This window comes from Hydrogenophaga flava NBRC 102514 (assembly GCF_001571145.1).
In the GTDB taxonomy this organism is placed as follows: Bacteria; Pseudomonadota; Gammaproteobacteria; order Burkholderiales; family Burkholderiaceae_C; genus Hydrogenophaga; species Hydrogenophaga flava.
In genome coordinates this window covers 121,376-138,591 of the sequence record NZ_BCTF01000015.1, presented here as the reverse complement: position 1 = coordinate 138,591, position 17,216 = coordinate 121,376, and the positions used below count along the sequence as shown (strand labels likewise).

Here is a 17,216-nt window from a genome sequence, read left to right as displayed (position 1 = left end):
CAGGCCGCTCCGTGACCAGCGCTGTGGACCCGGTCCGACTGCTCGACCGGCTGGCCCCCGAGGCGTCGCTGGCCGAGCGGCACCTCTGGCTGATCGACGTGCTGCAGTGGGTGCGCGGCACCGACGGCGATGCCCGGGCCAGCGTGGCCCGGCTGCAGTTGCTGCTCGACACCGCCGAAGCCCGCCCCGGCTGGCTGCGCCGCTGGCGCGCCTGGTGGCGCCGCTTCACCGACACCGTGGACCTGGCGCCGCTGCTGGCCGACCACGGCTTCGCACCGCGCACCGCTTTTCTCAGCGAATTCGGCCACCGCGTGCGCAAGAAGCTGCTGCCTGGCACACCCGAAACCACCGATCTGGGCGCCCTGTTCGACCTGCTGCTGCCCGCGGCCGACGATGTGCGCTGGCTGCGCGCCCTGGACAGCCAGACGCTGCAACGGCTGCACGCGCTGCTGTTCAGCCCAGGTCCGGACGAACCGGTGGGCACCGGACCCGGCCTCTGGGAACGGGCGCTGCTGGACGCGCTGGTGTTCTGCGTCGGCCAGATCACGGCCACGGGCTACGCCGCCGAGATCCGCGTGCGCATGTCCGAGGCCGCCAAGTCCGAGCGCACCTTCCACCAGTTGCCGGTGGACATGGAAGACCTGCGCGATGCGGTGCTGGCCCACGGCGTGCACAGCGCCGAGGTGCAGGCCGCCGCCGCCCACCTGCGCACGCAGCTGGACGCCTGCCGCCACGCGGCCTATTCGGTCTACACCCACCTGGACGCCCACGGAGTCTCGGTCGGCATCGTGTTCCGGCTGCGCCAGCTGCGCGAGCGCGTGTTGCGCGCCAAATCACTGCTGGACTGCCTGCAGTCGGCCCAGCCCGAGCGCGCCACCGCGGCCCTGCTGGCCGATCTGGCCCAGGTGGGCCACGACAACCGCAGCCTGCGCGCGCTGATCGCCAGCAGCTCGCACCTGACCGCCGCCAAGGTGGCCGAGCGCAGCGCCGAGAGCGGCGAACACTACATCACCCGCGACGCTGCCGAGTACCGGCAGATGCTGGGCAAGGCGGCCGGCGGCGGCGCGCTCATCGGCCTGACCACCTGGGTCAAGTTCGCGCTCTACGGCCTGGGCCTGTCGCTGTTCTGGAACGGCTTCGCCGCCGGCCTGAACTACGCCTTCTTCTTCGTGCTGGTGCAGCTGCTGCACTGGACCGTGGCGACCAAGCAGCCGGCGGTGACGGCGCCGGCCATGGTGGCCAAGCTGCGCGACATCCGCCAGCCCGGCGCGGTGCGGCGCTTCGTCGACGAGGTGGCCAACCTGCTGCGTTCGCAGATCGCGGCCATCCTGGGCAACGTCGGTGTGGTGATCCCGGTGGTCATGCTGATCAGCGGCCTGCTGAGTGCGTTCACCGGCGCGCCCATGATCGACGCTGAGAAGGCGCTGCACGTGCTGCACGACATGCATCTGCTGGGGCCGACCGCGCTGTTCGCCGCCTTCACCGGCGTGCTGCTGTTCTCCTCCAGCATCATCGCGGGCTGGGTCGAGAACTGGTTCGTGTTCCATCGCCTGGATTCGGCGATCCGGCACAACCCGCGCACCACCCGCTGGCTGGGGCGCGAACGCGCCGACCGCTGGGCCGGCTTCCTGCGCCGCAACATCTCCGGTCTGGCGGCCAACATCTCGCTGGGCCTGATGCTGGGCATCGTGCCGGCGTTTGCTGAGTTTTTCGGCCTGGGTGTGCAGGTGCGCCACGTCACGCTGTCTGCCGGCCAGGTGGCGGCCGCCGCCATGTCGCTGGGCTGGGACGTGCTGCGCGAGTCGGCGTTCTGGTCGGCCGTGGCTGGCGTGGCCGTGGTCGGCCCGATCAACCTGGCGGTGAGCTTCTACCTGGCGTTCCGGCTCGCTCTGAAGGCGCAGGCGATCAGCGACGCGCACCGCAGCCGCATCTACGCCGCCCTGCGACACCGCCTGCGCCATGCCCCGCTGAGCTTCGTGCTGCCGCCGCGCCCGGGCGCCGAGCCGCCGCCGGACGCCAGCGACGACGGACTGAGCGCCGACGCCCCCGACGCCGAGACCACGCGAGGCTGACGGCGTGGGCGAGTTCGAGCTGATCCGCCGGCATTTCCAGCGCGCGAAGTCCGGGCCTGCGGTGGCGCTGGGCATCGGCGACGACTGCGCCCTGCTGACGCCCAGCCCCGGCCACCAGCTCGCCATCTCCAGCGACATGCTGGTCGAGGGCCGCCACTTTTTCCCCGACGTGAACCCCCGAACCCTCGGCCACAAGGCGCTGGCCGTCAATCTCAGCGACCTCGCCGCCATGGGCGCCCGGCCGCTGGGCTTCACGCTGGCACTGGCCCTGCCCCAGGCCGACGACGGCTGGCTGGCGAGCTTCTCCGACGGCCTGCTGGCCCTGGCCGATGCGCACGGCTGTCCGCTGGTGGGCGGCGACACCACGCGCGGCCCGCTGAACCTCTGCATCACCGTGTTCGGCGAGGTGGCACCGGGCCAGGCGCTGCGCCGCGACGCCGCCCGGGCCGGAGACGAGCTCTGGCTGAGCGGGCGCACCGGCGAGGCCCGGCTGGCGCTGGAGCGCCTGCGCGGCACCGGCTGGGCGCTGGCGGCGCCGACCGACGAGACCCTGTGCCGCCAGCGGCTGGAGCGGCCGACACCCCGGCTGGCCCTGGGCGCGGCACTGGCCGGCGTGGCGCACGCCGCCATCGACCTCAGCGACGGATTGGCGGGCGACATCGGCCACATCCTGGCGGCCAGCGGCGTCGGCGCAGAGATCGACCTGGCCGCGCTGCCGGTGGCGCCAGCGCTGCAGCCACTGGCCGACGCGGACCGCCTGGAGTGTCTGCTCAACGGCGGGGACGACTACGAGCTGCTGTTCACCGCTCCCGCGTCGGCGCGGGACGATGTCCTGCGCGCGGGCGCGGCCACCGACACCCCGGTGCAGCGCATCGGCCGCATCACCGCCGAAGCAGGGCTGCGCCTGCTCGGGCCGGACGGCCGCGCGCGGCCGATGAGCGCACGCAGCTACGACCACTTCGCCTGAATCCGGGGCCGGCGCGGGACCCATAATCCGGCCATGTCCGAGACCCTGGCCGCCGACGCCCCTCCACCGGTCATTCACCGGCCCGACCTGAAATTCCTGCTCGCCCACCCGGCGCACTTCATCGCCCTGGGCGCCGGTTCGGGCCTGTCGCGCGCCGCGCCAGGCACCGTCGGCACGCTCTGGGCCTGGGCGGCGTTCGTGCTGCTGCAGCCATTCATGACCGACCTGCGCTGGGCGGCGCTGATCGGGGCCGCCACCCTCGTCGGCTGGTGGGCCTGCACCGTCACCGCACGGCACATGCGCATCGCCGACTCCGGCCACATCGTCTGGGACGAGGTGGTCGCGTTCTGGCTGGTGCTCTGGCTGGTCATGCCCACGGGCTTCTGGGGCCAGCTCATCGCCTTTGCGCTGTTCCGGCTGTTCGACGCCGTCAAGGTGGGCCCCATGGCCTGGGCCGACCGCACCTTCAAGGGCTTCGGCCCGCGCGGCGGCTTCGGCATCCTGCTCGACGACTTTGCCGCCGCCCTGTGCACGCTGCTCGTGATCGCCCTCTGGAAGTACTGACCCCATGCACCCCATTCCGACCCTGGTGGAACAGCTGGCCGTCGCCCTGCGCGCGCGCGAGCAGATGATGGCCACCGCCGAGAGCTGCACCGGCGGCCTGATCGCTGGCGCCTGCACCGAGATCAGCGGCTCCAGCGACTGGTTCGAGCGCGGCTTCGTCACCTATTCCAACGCCGCCAAGTGCGAGCTGCTGGGCGTGCCGGCGGCGCTGATCGAGGCGCACGGTGCGGTCAGCGAGGCGGTGGCCCGCGCCATGGCCGCGGGCGCGGTGGCGAACGCGCACGCGCACTGGTCGGTGGCGGTCACCGGCATCGCCGGCCCCACGGGCGGCAGCGCCGACAAGCCGGTGGGCACGGTCTGGTTCGGCTGGGCCACGCCCGAAGGGGTGTTCACCGAGCACCGGCGCTTCGACGGCGACCGCGCCGCCGTGCGGCAGGCGACTGTGGCGCATGCGCTGGACGGGCTGCTGCGGCGGCTGTCGCAACACCCCTGAGCCGCGGCATGGCCGAGCCGTTCAAGAACCTGATCAGCGCCCGCACCGTCGACACCGCGGGCCGCCACCTGCAGCGCGTGTGGCGCCGCTTCAACCGCGCCGCGTTCGAGCAACAGGCGGCCAGCGGGCTCGACGCGCTCGAATTCAAGGCCCGCGCGATGCAGCTGGCCGACGCCCTGGAGGCCACGCTGCCGGACCGTTTCGCACACGCCGCGGACCTGATCGAGGCCAGCCTCGCGCCACCGACCCCGCTAGACGCCGAGGGCGAACCGGTGGGTCTGGCCAACAACGAACACGGCGAGGCCGACGAACCCGGCCTGCGCGGCTGGGTGGTCTGGTCGCTGGCGGAGTTCGTGGCGCGGCGCGGCATGGACGACGTGCCCCGTGCCCTGGCCTGCCTGCACGCCCTGACCCAGCGTTTCTCGTCCGAGTTCGCGATCCGCCCGTTCATCCAGCGCCATCCCGACGCCGTGTTCGCCACGCTGGCGCAGTGGGTTCATGATCCCAGCGCCCACGTGCGCCGGCTGGTCAGCGAAGGCTCGCGCCCCCGCCTGCCCTGGGGCCTGCGGCTGCAGGCGCTGGTGGCCGATCCGGCGCCGACGCTGCCCCTGCTGCTCGCCCTGCAGGACGACCCCAGTGCCTATGTGCGACGCAGCGTCGCCAACCACCTCAACGACATCGCCAAAGACCATCCGGACCTGGTCGCAGCCTGGGTGCAGACCCACCGGCCCAGCGCGGGCGCGCAGCGGGAGGCGCTGCTGCGCCACGCCAGCCGCAGCCTGATCAAACAAGGGCACGCGCCCACCCTGGCGGCCTGGGGCCTGGCGCGCGGACTGGAGGGCGAGTCCCGGCTGCAGCTGTCAGCGAGCCGTGCCGCCGTCGGCGGAGACATCGGACTGCAAGCGCAACTGCACAGCACGGCGGCGACCCCGCAGACCCTGGTGATCGACTACCTGGTGCACCACGTGCGCGCCAACGGCGGCACCAGCCCCAAGGTGTTCAAGGGCTGGAAACTGGTGCTGGCGCCGGGCGAACGCTGCACCCTGAGCAAGCGCCACAGCCTGCGCCCGGTCACCACCCGCACCCTCTACCCGGGCTGGCACCGCATCGAGCTGCAGGTCAACGGCGAGGTGTGCGCCGAGGCCGCGTTCGAGCTCACGGCCCAGGGGCCGGAAGGCGGCTGAGCCCCCTCCGGGTGGCGCTCAGGCGCCGTGGCACTTCTTGAATTTCTTGCCGCTGCCGCAGGGGCAGGGGTCGTTGCGGCCGGGTTCGGCCGACTTGCGCACGGGGTCCACGCGCGGCCCCAGGCTCTGCCAGATCTGGTGCAGGTCGTACACCGCCCAGATCGCCGAACCGAAGGCGTTGGCGCGCGCCTCGCTCACGCTCGGCGGCCCTTCTTCGGCGTGCATGTTGAACGCGGGCTGGCCGGTGTCGTCTTCGGTCAGCACCACGATGGCGTCCAGCGCCTCGTCGATCCAGCCGGCGGTCTCGGCGTCGCGCGGCGGCGTCCACTCCTCTTCCCAGTTCTCGACCACGAACATGAAGCCCAGCGCCCAGACCTGGCCGAAGGCCGGCAGCGGCTGGTCCGCGATCTCCGCCCGCTCCGCCTCGGGCAGCATCGCCACCGCGCCGCGCACGTCCATTACCTCGGGGTGGTAGGCGCGGTCGTCGTCCAGCGATTCGACCTTGGCCGCGAGCGACGCCGCCACCTCGTTCCAGCGCCGCGTCCACAGGTCCCTGAACAGGGCGGCCTGTTCCGCGTCCTTGAACGACAGGTCTCCCTCGTCCTCACCGACGCCCACCACCACGGGCAGGGCCTCTTCCGCACTCACCGGGCGGCGGGTGCACAGCAGGGCCGCGATCGCGCCCTCGCAGAACTCCCACTGCGGCACCTCTTCGTCCCGGGAACGGAGATCGTCCAGGACCGCCTCCAGGGCGTCAAATTCGGCGTTGTCCATCGGGGGCAGGGTATCCAGGCTCATCGTGTCGGGGGTGGGGTCTTAAGATGCGGGCCAGTGTAGCCGCGCCACCCAGGACTCCCGACATGCTCGACCGCCTCAACGCCCTCTATCCCGTGCGGTACACCGCGCTTGCGCTGTGCGTGGTGTGCGCCCTGCTGAGCCTGTTCACCCTGGTCGGCTTCGGCATCGGCGGTTTCTGGCTCCTGGTGTTCACCGGCCTCTCGATCCTGGGTTACCGGGACCTGCGCCAGACCAAGAGCGCGGTGCTGCGCAACTACCCCGTCATCGGCCACCTGCGCTTCATGCTGGAAAAAATCCGGCCCGAGATGCGCCAGTACTTCATCGAAGGCGACACCGAGGCCGCGCCGTTCTCGCGCAGCCAGCGCAGCCTGGCCTGTGCGCGCGCCAAGGGCGAGACCGACAAGCGGCCCTTCGGCACCCAGCTCGATGTCAAGGCCGATGGCCACGAGTGGCTGAACCACTCGCTGGCCCCGACCCACCTGGCCTCGCACGACTTCCGCATCACCATCGGCGGCCCGGCCTGCGCCCAGCCCTACGAGGCCAGCGTGTTCAACATCTCGGCCATGAGCTTCGGTGCGCTCTCGGCCAACGCCATCCAGGCGCTCAACAGCGGCGCGAAGCAGGGGCGCTTTGCCCACGACACGGGCGAAGGCTCCATCAGCAGCTGGCACCGGCTGCACGGTGGCGACCTGGTCTGGGAAATCGGTTCGGGCTACTTCGGCTGCCGCGACGAACAGGGCCGCTTCAACGAGGACAGGTTCAAGGCCAACGCGCTCGACCCGCAGGTGAAGATGATCGAGCTCAAGCTCAGCCAGGGCGCCAAGCCGGGCCACGGCGGGGTGCTGCCCGGCCCCAAGGTCACGCCGGAAATCGCGGCCGCGCGCGGGGTGCCGATGGGCCAGGACTGCATCTCGCCGGCGGCGCACAGCGCGTTCGCCACGCCCATCGAGATGCTGCGTTTCATCGCCCACCTGCGCGAGCTCTCGGGCGGCAAGCCCACCGGTTTCAAGCTCTGCATCGGCCACCCCTGGGAGTGGTTCGCCATCGTCAAGGCGATGCAGGAGACCGGCCTAACGCCCGACTTCATCGTGGTCGACGGCGCGGAGGGCGGCACCGGCGCCGCGCCGCTGGAGTTCACCGACCACGTCGGCGCGCCGCTGCAGGAAGGCCTGCGCCTGGTGCACAACACCCTGGTGGGCGTGAACCTGCGCGACCGCATCAAGATCGGCGCCTCGGGCAAGATCGTCAGCGCTTTCGACATCGCGCGCGCCATGGCCATCGGCGCCGACTGGTGCAACAGCGCGCGCGGCTTCATGTTCGCGCTGGGCTGCATCCAGGCCCAGAGCTGCCACACCGGCCAGTGCCCGACCGGCGTCAGCACGCAGGACCCGCTGCGCCAGCAGGCCCTGGTGGTGCCCGACAAGGCCACACGGGTTTTCAACTTCCACCAGAACACCCTCAAGGCCCTGCAGGAGCTGGTGCAGGCCGCCGGGCTGCAGCATCCGGGCGAAATCAGCGCCCAGCACATCGTGCGCCGCGTGAACGAGAACGAGGTCCGGCTGCTGTCCAACCTGCTGCCCACCGTGGCGCCTGGTGCGCTGCTGGGCGACATCCAGGGCCTGCACGCGGTGTTCACCACCTACTGGCCCAGCGCCAGCGCCGAGCAGTTTGCGCAGGTCTGAGGGTCAGGCGCCCGGTGGACACGCCGGCCACTGCCGGCCGACGGCCACGCCGAGCGTGGCCAGCCGCTTGCGCATGCACAGCACCGCCTTGTCCTTGCTCAGCAGCGTGGCGCGGTGTTGCACCGCGAGGTCGATGAACTGCTGGTCGTCGCCGTCCTTGCAGGTGTAGGGCGCCTTGGGCGCCAAGTCCACGATCTGCACACGTGCGTCGAACGCCGCCAGCACGCCGTCGGCGGTCAGGGCACGGGACGCCAGGCGCTTGTCCACCTGCGGGTAGTCCAGCACGCGCCGCAATTCCTCGCGCATCACCGGCGTCGCCAGCCAGCGCGTCTGCGCATCGGCCAGCCGCTCGCGCAGCAGCACCGTGGCCGGGTCTTCGTAAACGAACAGGTCGAGCACGACGTTGGTGTCGAGCACCAGCACCGTCGGCGAGGCGGTCATGCCGATGGCTCGGCCGGCGCGCGCCGCGCGGTGAGGTCGAAGCGGAACAGCCGGCACTCGATGGGACCGTTCCACAGCGGCACGCGGCGCGACTCCTTGAAGCGCATCTTGCCCGGCAGCTTCAGGTCGGGCGTGAGCAGCCAGGCGCTCCAGCCCGCGTAGTGGCTCTTCCAGTGCGTGGCCAGCTGCGCGAAGAAATCGCTGCCGTCGCTGCCATCGGCCATCTGGGCACTCTCGCGGCCTAAGCCGGGCTCGGGAGCGGCCTTGGCACCCACGGTGAAGGTGCGGGGCGCACGCGCACCGCGTTCGGCCGCCCGCACCTGGGCGCTCTGCCCTGCCACCCCGGCAGCCGCAATGCGCTCGCCATAGGGCGGGTTCAGCAGCATCACGCCGGGCTTGTCGGTCGGCGGCATGCGCTGCAGCGCGTCGCCGCCGCGCAACTCCATCGCAAAGGCCACGCCCGCACGTTCGGCGTTGCGTTGCGCGAAGTCGACCATGCGGAAGGCCACGTCGCTGCCGAACACGATGGGCTTGCGCCCGGCCGGCCAGTCGCGGCGCTGCTTCGCGGCCTCGTCCTTGAGCGCGTGCCAGACGTGTGGCTGGAACGGCAGCAGCTTCTCGAACGCAAAGCGCCGCTGCAGGCCGGGTGCGACCCGCAGCGCGATCTGCGCCGCCTCGATCGCCACCGTGCCGCTGCCACAGCAGGGGTCGTACAGCGGCACGATGTCGTCCAGCGATTCGGCTTCGGCGCCGTTCCAGCCGGTGGCGGCAATCATGGCCGCGGCCAGCGTTTCCTTCAGCGGCGCGTCCCCCTTGTCCTCGCGCCAGCCGCGCTTGAACAGCGGCTCGCCCGAGGTGTCGATGTAGAGGCTGACCGTATCGGTGGTCAGGTGGGCGTAGAGCCGCACGTCGGGCCAGGTGGTGTTGACGCTGGGCCGCTCGCCGCGCTTGTCGCGGAAACGGTCGCAGACCGCGTCCTTGATCTTGAGCGCCGCGAAGTTCAGGCTCTTGAGCGGGCTGTGCTGCGCCGTGACCTCGACCTTGATGGTCTGCTGCGGCGTGAACCAGATCTCCCAGGCGACCTCGCTGGCAGCGGCATAGAGATCGTTCTCGCTGCGGTAGCCGCCGTGCCAGAGCTGCACCAGCACGCGCTGCGCCAGGCGGCAGTGCAGGTTGAGCTTGAGCGCATCGCGCCTGGACGCCTGCAGCGCCACGCCGGCCCGCCACTTGTGCACCGCGGTTTCACCGGTGATGCGGGTGACCTCGGCGGCCAGGAAGTCCTCCACGCCGGCGGCGCAGGGGAGGAAAAGGGAGAGGGAGTTCAAAGCGCTTTTCTCAGGTTCGCCGGCGCGATGCGCAGCGCCTCGCGGTATTTCGCTACCGTGCGACGCGCGCACTCGATGCCCTGCTCCTTGAGCAGGTCCGAGAGCTGGTTGTCCGACAGCGGCTTGGACGGCTCTTCGGACGCGATGAACTGCTTGAGCAGGGCGCGCACCGCCGTGCTCGACGCGTTGCCGCCGGTCTCGGTGCCCAGGCTGGAGCCGAAGAAATACTTGAGTTCGTAGGTGCCGAACGGCGTGGCCATGTACTTGGCCGTGGTCACGCGGCTGATGGTGGACTCGTGCAGGCCCAGCTCGTCGGCGATCTCGCGCAGCACCAGCGGGCGCATGGCGAGTTCGCCGTGCATGAAGAAGTTGCGCTGGCGCTCGACGATGGCCGAGGACACGCGCAGGATGGTGTCGAAGCGCTGCTGGATGTTCTTGATGAACCAGCGCGCTTCCTGCAGCCGCTGCTGCATGGCCGCGTGGCCCGCTTCGCCGCCGGCCTCGCGCCGCCCCCCTCGCAGGGCATTGGCATAGACGTCGTGCACGCGCAGGCGCGGCATCACCTCGGCGTTGAGCGAGACCTTGAAGCCGCGACCGGCGCGGGTGACGATCACGTCGGGCACCACCACGTTGCGTTCGACGTCGACGAAGCGCCGACCCGGCTTGGGTTCCAGGCGCGCGATCAGGGCCAGCGCCGCGCGCACGGTCTCGTCGTCGTGGCCAGTGGCGGCGCACAGACGCTTGATGTCGCGCTTGGCCATCAGCTCCAGCGGCTGCTCGCAGATCGCCAGCGCCGCGCGGGCCGCCGGCGTGTTGCGCAGGTCCATGATCTGCAGCCGCAGGCACTCGCCCAGGTCGCGTGCACCCACGCCCGTGGGCTCCATCTGCTGCAACCACTGCAGTGCAGTGCCCAGGCGCTGCTCGATCGCCTCGACCTCATCGAAACGCGGTTCTTCGTCGGCCGGCCGGCCGGCGGTCAGGCGCCAGCAGGCGCGCGCCAGTTCGGTCAGGCTGTCGTCCAGGTAGCCGTCGTCGTTGAGCGATTCGATCAGGAAGTACAGCGCCGCGCCGTCCTCGTCGGACAGGCGCAGGCAGCGGGCCTGATCGTGCAAGTGGTCCTGCAGGCTGACCGGCACGCGCGCCAGGTCGGACGCGGTGGCGGTGTCGTCGTCGTCACCGCCGGAACCACTGTTGCGGGCCGGCGCATCGCCACCCCACTCGCTGTCGTCGGGCGCCATCTCGACGGTGCCGTCGCCTTCCCAGCTCTCTTCGACCGGGGCCGCGCCGTCCAGCCGGCTCTCCACGTCGTCGCTGCTGCTGTCCGCGCTGTCGGCCTGGGTGGCACGGGTGTCCGGCTCCGCGCTGCGCGGCTCGACCACCGGCTGCGCCGCTTCTTCCAGCTGCTCGCCGGCGACCACCGGTGCGTCTGCGGTCTGCACGCCGAAATCTTCGCGGTCGGCCACCTCCTCGCCCCGTTCCAGGAACGGGTTCTCGTCGAGCATCTGCTCGACCTCCTGCGCCATCTCCAGCGTGGACAGTTGCAACAGTCGGATCGACTGCTGCAGTTGCGGCGTCAGCGCGAGGTGCTGCGACACCCGCAGCGACAGACCTTGCTTCATCAGCTCATCCCGTCACATGCGGAAGTTCTCGCCCAGGTAGACGCGGCGCACCTCGGCGTTTTCGATGATCTCGGCGGTGGTACCGCTGGCCAGCACATGACCGTCGCTGATGATGTAGGCGTGGTCGCAGATGCCCAGAGTTTCGCGCACGTTGTGGTCGGTGATCAGCACACCAATGCCGCGCGACTTGAGGAAGCTGATGATGTGCTGGATTTCCAGCACCGCGATGGGGTCGATGCCGGCGAAGGGTTCGTCCAGCAGGATGAACCGGGGGCGTGTGGCCAGGGCACGGGCGATCTCGACACGTCGGCGTTCACCGCCCGAGAGGGCCGGCGCGGGCGAATCGCGCAGGTGGTCGACGCGCAGCTCCTTGAGCAACTCGTCCAGACGTGTATCGATCTCGCGCGCGGACAGCGGCTGGCCGTTGGCGTTCTGCTGCAACTCCAGCACGGCGCGCACGTTCTGCGCCACCGTGAGTTTGCGGAAGATCGAGGCCTCTTGCGGCAGGTAACCCAGACCCAGCCGGGCGCGCCGGTGGATGGGCAGGGACTCGATGCGGTGGTCGTCCAGCAGGATCTCGCCACCGTCGGCCCGCAGCAGGCCGACGATCATGTAGAACGACGTGGTCTTGCCGGCGCCGTTGGGGCCCAGCAGCCCCACCACCTCGCCCTTGTCCACCGACAGGGACACGTCCTTGACCACCTTGCGGCTGCCGTAGGACTTCTTGAGTCCCCGAACCTCCAGACGGCTGTGCGACGCCATGTCGCCCGAAGGGCTGGCGCTGGCGACGGTCTCCGTCACTTCTTGGGCTCGGTGATCTTGCCGCTGGGGCGCAGCTTCGCCGGATCGGTCGCCGGAGCGGCGGGGCCGTTCTTCTCCTCTTCCGGGATCGGCGTGAGCATGGCGCGCACGCGGCCGGCGGGGTTGGCGGCGGTTTTGCTGGTGTCGCCGCCCTTGACCGTAAACACCTCGGTCAGGCTGTTGTAGAGGATCTCGGTGCCTTCGCTCACGTCGTTGAGCAGGGTACCGCGGTAGCGGCGCAGCACTGCACGACCGGTGAACAGCACCGTCTGCGCCTTGCTGTCGTATTCGATGCGATCGCCCTCGCCCTCGATCCACTCTTCCAGACCTTCCCGCTTCTGGCGGAAGAAGCCGGCCTTCTCGGGCGTGCCCAGCAACAGACCGTACTGGTTGCCTTGCGGGTCCTGGCGCACGTCCAGCTTGGCGCCGCGCATCAGGATGGTGCCCTTGGTGATCAACACGTTGCCCGTGAACACGCTGGTCTGGCGCGCCTCTTCGTAGCGCAGCGCATCAGCCTCCACGTTCATGGGCTTGTCCTTGTCGGCCTTTTCGGCCTGCGCCAGCAGGGGCAGCATCAGGCCAATGACGGCCAACATCCGGGCGATGGAACGGGGGGTTGGTGCGTGTAGGTGCATGGCGTTTGAGGGCACAGATCTTGCATTCATTGTAGCGGCGCCCAAAGCGTTTCGCCGCCGCCCCGGCACATTGTTCCCGCCTTGAAACGTTGAAGCCCGCACGGGGCGGGCTTCAACGGGGAGCAGGGACAGAAAAAGGTCAGCCTTTGCGGGCCTCGGCGATCAGCGAGTCGGCCACCAGCAGGGTACGCGGCCCTTGTCCGCCCACATAGAACTTGCCGGCGATGCCCAGGGCGGGCGTGCCTTCCACCTGGTAAGCGTCCTGCAGACCGACGGCCTTCTCGGCCAGCTTGGCGGCCTGGCCGTTGAAGATGCCCAGAAACTGCTCGCGGTTGACGCCCTGCTTTTCGATCCAGGCGGTGATGGCAGGCGCCGTCGTCAGAGGCAGGCGCTCCTCGTGGATGGCCTTGAACACCTTGACGTGCATCGTGTCCACCAGGTTCATGGCCTCCAGCGTGAAGTACAGGCGCTGCATCGGCACGAAGTTCTGGTTGAAGGCCACCGGCATGCGGCGCACCGTCACATGGGCCGGCTTGCGCTTGATCCACTCGTGGAAGACCGGCTCGAAGTTGTAGCAGTGGATGCAGCTGTACGCAAAGAACTCGACCACCTCGACCTGGCCCGTCGGGCTCTCGGTCGGCGCCGGCTTGGCCAGCCGCTGGAAATCGGTGCCTTCCTTGAAGGCCACGCGCTGGGCCATGGCCGGTGACAGGGCCAGCCCGCTGGCGGTGGCGGCACCAGCCACCAGGAGGCTGCGCGAAAAATCTCGACGATGCATGGAATCGGACTCCTTGAAATGACCTGAATCAGGCTCCCGGGACTGCGAAAAGTTCCTCGGTGCCAAGCAATCAGCGCTGCACCCGCACCAGCGCCGCTTCCACCCCGTTCACCTCCAGCTGCTCGCGCGTGGCCTCCGCCACGGCCTTCTGGCCAAACGGTCCCATGCGGACACGGAACACGGTGCGGCCCGACTGCTCGCGTTCGGTGATGGTGGCGTCCATGCCCAGCATGGCGAGCCGGGCCTTCTGAGCCTGCGCTTCTTCGGGGGACTTGAACGCGCCTGCCTGCACGAAGTAGGAGAACGGATCGGCCCCCTGTGCGGCTGCGGGCTCAGCCGGCGCCCCGGCCTTGGCCTTCATCAGGTCGCCCAGCGGGTCGGTGTCCGGCTTGGTGGCGGCGTCTGCGGCTTTGGCTGCCGGTGCCTTGTCGGGCTCGGCCGCGGGAGACTCTTTCGGCGCGGTGTCGCCGGCCACCGGCGGCGGCGTCTCTGCCGGGGTTGGCAGCGGCGGCGCCTTGTTCACCAGCCCGGCGTTGGGGTTCCAGCCCTTGTTGCGTTCGGCCTCGGCCGCATCGTCGGCCGGCTTGCGGGTGACACCCCGGTCCACAAACGGCACGGGCACGCGCGTCACATACACAGCCACCGAGAGCGCCAGGCCCAGACCGACGAGCAGGCCGACCACAAAGCCGACCAGGGTGCCGCCACGCTGCGCGCGGGCCTGCGGAAATGAAATGTTCATGGGAGGTGGGGGGTTCACATCTTCTGCGGGGCGCTCACGCCCAGCACGGCCAGACCATTGTGCAACACCTGCGCGGTGGCACGGACCAGGGCCAGGCGCGCTTTTTTTACGGCTTCGTCGTCCACCAGGATGCGCTCGGCGTCGTAGTAGCTGTGGTACGCGGCGGCGAGTTCGCGCAGGTAGAAGGTGACGTCGTGCGGGGCAAAGCCTTCGGCCGCCGCGGTGAGCATGGCCGGGTACTTGGCCAGCAGCAGCATCAGCGCCTGCGCGGCCGGCGTGTCCAGCGCCGACAGGTCGGCACCGGCCAGCGAGGCCACGTCACCGCCCCAGGCCGCCAGCACCGAGCAGATGCGCGCGTGGGCGTACTGCACGTAGTAGACCGGGTTGTCGTTGTTCTTCTGCACCGCCAGGTCGACATCGAAGGTGTACTCGGTGTCGGGCTTGCGGCTGAGCAGGAAGAAGCGCACCGCGTCCTTGCTGGTCCACTCGATCAGGTCGCGCAGCGTCACGTAGCTGCCGGCGCGCTTGCTGATCTTGACCTCTTCGCCGTTGCGCACCACGCGCACCATGGTGTGCAGCACGTAGTCGGGGTAGCCCTGGGGAATGCCCACATCGGCGGCCTGCAGGCCGGCGCGCACGCGCGCAATCGTCCCGTGGTGGTCGGTGCCCTGGATGTTGATGACCTTGGTGAAGCCGCGCTCCCACTTGGCGATGTGGTAGGCCACGTCGGGCACGAAGTAGGTGTAGGTGCCGTCGCCCTTGCGCATGACGCGGTCCTTGTCGTCGCCGTAGTCGGTCGACTTCAGCCACAGCGCGCCGTCCTGCTCGTAGGTCTTGCCGTTTGCGACCAGCCGGTTCACCGTTGCGTCCACGCGGCCGTCGGTGTAGAGGCTGGATTCCAGGTAGTAGTGGTCGAACTTGACCGCGAAGGCCTGCAAATCCAGGTCCTGCTCGTTGCGCAGGTAGGCGACAGCGAACTGCCGGATGTTGTCGTAGTCCTCGACATCGCCGTTCGCGGTGAACGCGCGGTCGTCGGCCTTCACGGTGGCACGGGCTTTGAAGGCCTCGGCGATGTCGGCGATGTAGTCGCCGTTGTAGAAGTTCTTGGCCAGCGGGTTGTCACTGTCGGTGGGCCAGCAGTCGTCGCCCGGCTTGAAGCCCTTGGCGCGCAGCTGCGTGCTGGTGGCCAGCGTGCCGATCTGCACACCCGCGTCGTTGTAATAGAACTCGCGGTGCACGCTCCAGCCCTGGGTGCTGTAGAGGTTGCAGATGGCGTCGCCCAGCGCGGCCTGGCGGCCGTGGCCCACGTGCAGCGGGCCGGTGGGGTTGGCCGAGACAAACTCAACCATCAGGCGCTGGCCATTGGAGGGCTGGACGCCGAAGGCTTCGCCAGCCTGCAGCACCTCGGTCACGATGGCCTGCTTGGCCGCGGGCTTGAGCCGCAGGTTCAGGAAGCCGGGCCCGGCGATCTCGATGTCGGCCACCCATTGCTGGTAGACCGGCAGCGCCATCAGCGCGGCCTTGAGCTGCTCACCCAGCTGGCGCGGGTTGGCTTTCAGCGGTTTGGCCAGCTGCATGGCGGCCGTGACGGCGTAGTCGCCATGGGCCGCGACCTTGGGCGATTCGAAGGCGGCCTTGTCGCCGGCACCGGGTGAGAGCTGGTCCAGCGCCTGCGCGAGGCCGGCCAGCAGTTCCTGTTTGATCTTGAGCATAGGGACGGGATTTTAGGTTCGGGAAAGCCCTGCCCCCGGCTGTCAGACAGCCTTAAGACAAACGCGGGTATCGTTTCCGGGCCCGTTTCGGGCACTTCACCCCACAAGGCACCACATGAAACAACTGCTGACCCTGATCGCCCTGACCGGAACCCTCTCCCTGGCCCTCGCCCAGACGGCGGCTCCTGCGGCCGCACCTGCCGCCGCCGCGGCACCCGCTCCCGCCGCGGCGCCAGCAGCAGCCCCTGCGGCCGACAAGAAGCCGACCGCCCAGCAGAACCGCATGAAGACCTGCAACGCCGACCCGAAAGCCAAGACGCTCAAGGGCGACGAGCGCAAGGCCTTCATGAGCAAGTGCCTGAGCGGCGAGGAAGAGGCCGGCAACAGCCAGCAGAACAAGATGAAGACCTGCAACGAGGAGGCCGGCAAGAAGGTGCTCAAGGGCGATGAGCGCAAGGCTTTCATGAGCACCTGTCTGAAGGGCTGATCAGCCCGCCACGGGCGGCAAGGCGGCGTGCGCCGCCGCCTTGACCGCCTGCGTGAGCCGCTGCGCCGACAGCGGCTCGCGCGCCCAGTGCTGCCAGTACAGCGTCACGTCCACCGTGGCGCCGGGCAGCACCTCCTGCAGGCCCGGCCGCCCGGGCAGGTTCTGCTCGGGCACCATGCCCCAGCCCAGTCCCAGTTCGATCGCCCGCTCGAAGGCGTCCACCGCCGGCGCGTAGTGGCGCGGGTAGCTGGGCTGCTTCAGGCCGAAGTGCTGCAGCAGGAAGGCGTCCTGCAGCGCGTCCTTGCGGTTGAAAATCACGGCCGGCTGGGCCAGCAGCTGGTGCGGCGACACGGCCCCGCGCGGTGTGCGGCAGCGCTGCACCACTTCGGGCGCGGCCACGCAGCGGTAGCGCATCACGCCCAGCGGCTCGGCCACACAGCCGCGCATGGGTTCGGCCAGGGTGGTGACGCAGCCGATCACGTCGCCGCTGCGCAGCAGGTCGTGGGTGTGGTCCTGGTCGTCGATCATCACGTCCAGCAGCAGCCGGTGCCGCTGCAGCACCGGCGCCACGCCAGGCAGAAACCAGCTGGCCACCGAGTCGGCGTTGGTCGCCACGCTCAGGCTCTGCCAGGCCGCGCCGGCCCGCGATTCGGCGCCGCCCTGCAGCCCGGCCAGCAGGTCGGCCTCCATCATCTGCAGCTGCTTCACATGCGCCAGCAAGGCCTGGCCAGCGGACGTGGCGCGCACCGCCTTGCCGCGCACCAGCAGGCGCTGACCCAGGTGTTCTTCCAGCGACTTGATGCGCAGCGACACCGCCGCCAGCGTGAGGTTCAGCGCCTGGGCGGCCGGGCCGAAGCCGCGGTGTTCGACCACGGCGGCCAGGGCTTCGAGTTGGCGGGCGTCCAGCATGTCCGATTGA

Annotated in this window: 17 protein-coding genes; 7 read left to right on the top strand and 10 right to left on the bottom strand. The window is 69.9% G+C overall.

The annotated features are described in order from the left end of the window. Positions 1–11: 11 nt before the first annotated feature. Genes tlpB through HFL01S_RS14410 form a run of 5 tightly spaced genes read left to right on the top strand, consistent with a single transcriptional unit; the run spans position 12 to position 5,280 of the window. Entirely contained in the window at positions 12–2,072 is a 2,061-nt protein-coding gene (gene tlpB / locus HFL01S_RS14430) for a transporter-like protein TlpB (RefSeq protein ID WP_066259732.1), read from the top strand. 4 nt (positions 2,073–2,076) lie between these two features. Next, on the top strand, positions 2,077–3,039 hold the full coding sequence (gene thiL, locus HFL01S_RS14425; protein WP_066259730.1) for a thiamine-phosphate kinase: 963 nt from the start codon (positions 2,077–2,079) through the stop codon (positions 3,037–3,039). 33 nt (positions 3,040–3,072) lie between these two features. Then, positions 3,073–3,603, top strand: coding sequence for a phosphatidylglycerophosphatase A family protein (locus tag HFL01S_RS14420; protein WP_066259725.1), 531 nt, complete (start codon positions 3,073–3,075; stop codon positions 3,601–3,603). A 4-nt stretch (positions 3,604–3,607) separates the two neighbouring features. Continuing rightward, positions 3,608–4,096 carry a CinA family protein gene (locus HFL01S_RS14415; RefSeq protein ID WP_066259723.1) on the top strand — a complete coding sequence of 163 codons (489 nt, stop codon included), beginning with the start codon at positions 3,608–3,610 and terminating at the stop codon, positions 4,094–4,096. 8 nt (positions 4,097–4,104) lie between these two features. Further along, positions 4,105–5,280 carry a DNA alkylation repair protein gene (locus HFL01S_RS14410; protein WP_066259722.1) on the top strand — a complete coding sequence of 392 codons (1,176 nt, stop codon included), beginning with the start codon at positions 4,105–4,107 and terminating at the stop codon, positions 5,278–5,280. Positions 5,281–5,298: 18 nt separating this feature from the next. On the opposite strand, the gene HFL01S_RS14405 is transcribed toward HFL01S_RS14410, so the two are convergent. After that, positions 5,299–6,078 carry a UPF0149 family protein gene (locus HFL01S_RS14405; protein WP_066259717.1) on the bottom strand — a complete coding sequence of 260 codons (780 nt, stop codon included), beginning with the start codon at positions 6,076–6,078 and terminating at the stop codon, positions 5,299–5,301. Between the two features lie 62 nt (positions 6,079–6,140). Between HFL01S_RS14405 and HFL01S_RS14400 the strand changes: the two genes are divergently transcribed. Then, positions 6,141–7,760 (top strand): FMN-binding glutamate synthase family protein, encoded by a 1,620-nt coding sequence (locus tag HFL01S_RS14400; RefSeq protein ID WP_066259715.1) that lies wholly within the window; start codon positions 6,141–6,143, stop codon positions 7,758–7,760. A 3-nt stretch (positions 7,761–7,763) separates the two neighbouring features. Here HFL01S_RS14400 and HFL01S_RS14395 read toward each other — a convergent pair whose 3' ends face one another. The 8 genes from HFL01S_RS14395 to argS all read right to left on the bottom strand — a co-directional run bounded on the left by HFL01S_RS14395 (position 7,764) and on the right by argS (position 15,810). Next, complete coding sequence (locus HFL01S_RS14395; protein WP_066259712.1) at positions 7,764–8,201, bottom strand: putative toxin-antitoxin system toxin component, PIN family; 438 nt, start codon at positions 8,199–8,201, stop codon at positions 7,764–7,766. Continuing rightward, positions 8,198–9,526: a THUMP domain-containing class I SAM-dependent RNA methyltransferase gene (locus HFL01S_RS14390; protein WP_066259710.1), complete on the bottom strand. Its 1,329-nt coding sequence runs from the start codon at positions 9,524–9,526 to the stop codon at positions 8,198–8,200. Before HFL01S_RS14390 ends, HFL01S_RS14395 begins: the two co-directional genes overlap by 4 nt. Next, positions 9,523–11,145 (bottom strand): RNA polymerase factor sigma-54, encoded by a 1,623-nt coding sequence (locus HFL01S_RS14385; RefSeq protein WP_066259709.1) that lies wholly within the window; start codon positions 11,143–11,145, stop codon positions 9,523–9,525. Before HFL01S_RS14385 ends, HFL01S_RS14390 begins: the two co-directional genes overlap by 4 nt. A gap of 12 nt (positions 11,146–11,157) precedes the next feature. Further along, a complete protein-coding gene (gene lptB / locus HFL01S_RS14380; protein WP_066259782.1) occupies positions 11,158–11,907 on the bottom strand; it encodes an LPS export ABC transporter ATP-binding protein in 750 nt (249 codons plus the stop codon). A 35-nt stretch (positions 11,908–11,942) separates the two neighbouring features. After that, positions 11,943–12,542 carry a lipopolysaccharide transport periplasmic protein LptA gene (gene lptA, locus HFL01S_RS14375; RefSeq protein ID WP_066259707.1) on the bottom strand — a complete coding sequence of 200 codons (600 nt, stop codon included), beginning with the start codon at positions 12,540–12,542 and terminating at the stop codon, positions 11,943–11,945. A gap of 178 nt (positions 12,543–12,720) precedes the next feature. Beyond that, on the bottom strand, positions 12,721–13,359 hold the full coding sequence (locus tag HFL01S_RS14370) for a thiol:disulfide interchange protein DsbA/DsbL (RefSeq protein WP_066259706.1): 639 nt from the start codon (positions 13,357–13,359) through the stop codon (positions 12,721–12,723). A 70-nt stretch (positions 13,360–13,429) separates the two neighbouring features. Further along, a complete protein-coding gene (locus HFL01S_RS14365) occupies positions 13,430–14,098 on the bottom strand; it encodes an SPOR domain-containing protein (protein ID WP_066259701.1) in 669 nt (222 codons plus the stop codon). Positions 14,099–14,112: 14 nt separating this feature from the next. After that, positions 14,113–15,810, bottom strand: coding sequence for an arginine--tRNA ligase (argS, locus tag HFL01S_RS14360; RefSeq protein ID WP_066259698.1), 1,698 nt, complete (start codon positions 15,808–15,810; stop codon positions 14,113–14,115). 115 nt (positions 15,811–15,925) lie between these two features. On the opposite strand from argS, the gene HFL01S_RS14355 reads away from it, so the two are divergent. Then, positions 15,926–16,297 (top strand): PsiF family protein, encoded by a 372-nt coding sequence (locus HFL01S_RS14355; protein WP_066259696.1) that lies wholly within the window; start codon positions 15,926–15,928, stop codon positions 16,295–16,297. On the opposite strand, the gene HFL01S_RS14350 is transcribed toward HFL01S_RS14355, so the two are convergent. After that, on the bottom strand, positions 16,298–17,206 hold the full coding sequence (locus HFL01S_RS14350; protein WP_066259694.1) for an HTH-type transcriptional regulator ArgP: 909 nt from the start codon (positions 17,204–17,206) through the stop codon (positions 16,298–16,300). Between the last annotated feature and the right edge of the window lie 10 nt (positions 17,207–17,216).

Excerpts from the sequence above, each read along its gene's own strand:
- HFL01S_RS14420 (WP_066259725.1), top strand. The coding sequence starts at position 3,073 with ATGTCCGAGACCCTGGCCGCCGACGCCCCTCCACCGGTCATTCACCGG.
- HFL01S_RS14415 (WP_066259723.1), top strand. The coding sequence starts at position 3,608 with ATGCACCCCATTCCGACCCTGGTGGAACAGCTGGCCGTCGCCCTGCGC.
- HFL01S_RS14410 (WP_066259722.1), top strand. The coding sequence starts at position 4,105 with ATGGCCGAGCCGTTCAAGAACCTGATCAGCGCCCGCACCGTCGACACC.
- HFL01S_RS14405 (WP_066259717.1), bottom strand. The coding sequence starts at position 6,078 with ATGAGCCTGGATACCCTGCCCCCGATGGACAACGCCGAATTTGACGCC.
- HFL01S_RS14400 (WP_066259715.1), top strand. The coding sequence starts at position 6,141 with ATGCTCGACCGCCTCAACGCCCTCTATCCCGTGCGGTACACCGCGCTT.
- HFL01S_RS14395 (WP_066259712.1), bottom strand. The coding sequence starts at position 8,201 with ATGACCGCCTCGCCGACGGTGCTGGTGCTCGACACCAACGTCGTGCTC.
- HFL01S_RS14385 (WP_066259709.1), bottom strand. The coding sequence starts at position 11,145 with ATGAAGCAAGGTCTGTCGCTGCGGGTGTCGCAGCACCTCGCGCTGACG.
- lptB (WP_066259782.1), bottom strand. The coding sequence starts at position 11,907 with ATGGCGTCGCACAGCCGTCTGGAGGTTCGGGGACTCAAGAAGTCCTAC.
- lptA (WP_066259707.1), bottom strand. The coding sequence starts at position 12,542 with ATGTTGGCCGTCATTGGCCTGATGCTGCCCCTGCTGGCGCAGGCCGAA.
- HFL01S_RS14370 (WP_066259706.1), bottom strand. The coding sequence starts at position 13,359 with ATGCATCGTCGAGATTTTTCGCGCAGCCTCCTGGTGGCTGGTGCCGCC.
- HFL01S_RS14365 (WP_066259701.1), bottom strand. The coding sequence starts at position 14,098 with ATGAACATTTCATTTCCGCAGGCCCGCGCGCAGCGTGGCGGCACCCTG.
- argS (WP_066259698.1), bottom strand. The coding sequence starts at position 15,810 with ATGCTCAAGATCAAACAGGAACTGCTGGCCGGCCTCGCGCAGGCGCTG.
- HFL01S_RS14355 (WP_066259696.1), top strand. The coding sequence starts at position 15,926 with ATGAAACAACTGCTGACCCTGATCGCCCTGACCGGAACCCTCTCCCTG.
- HFL01S_RS14350 (WP_066259694.1), bottom strand. The coding sequence starts at position 17,206 with ATGCTGGACGCCCGCCAACTCGAAGCCCTGGCCGCCGTGGTCGAACAC.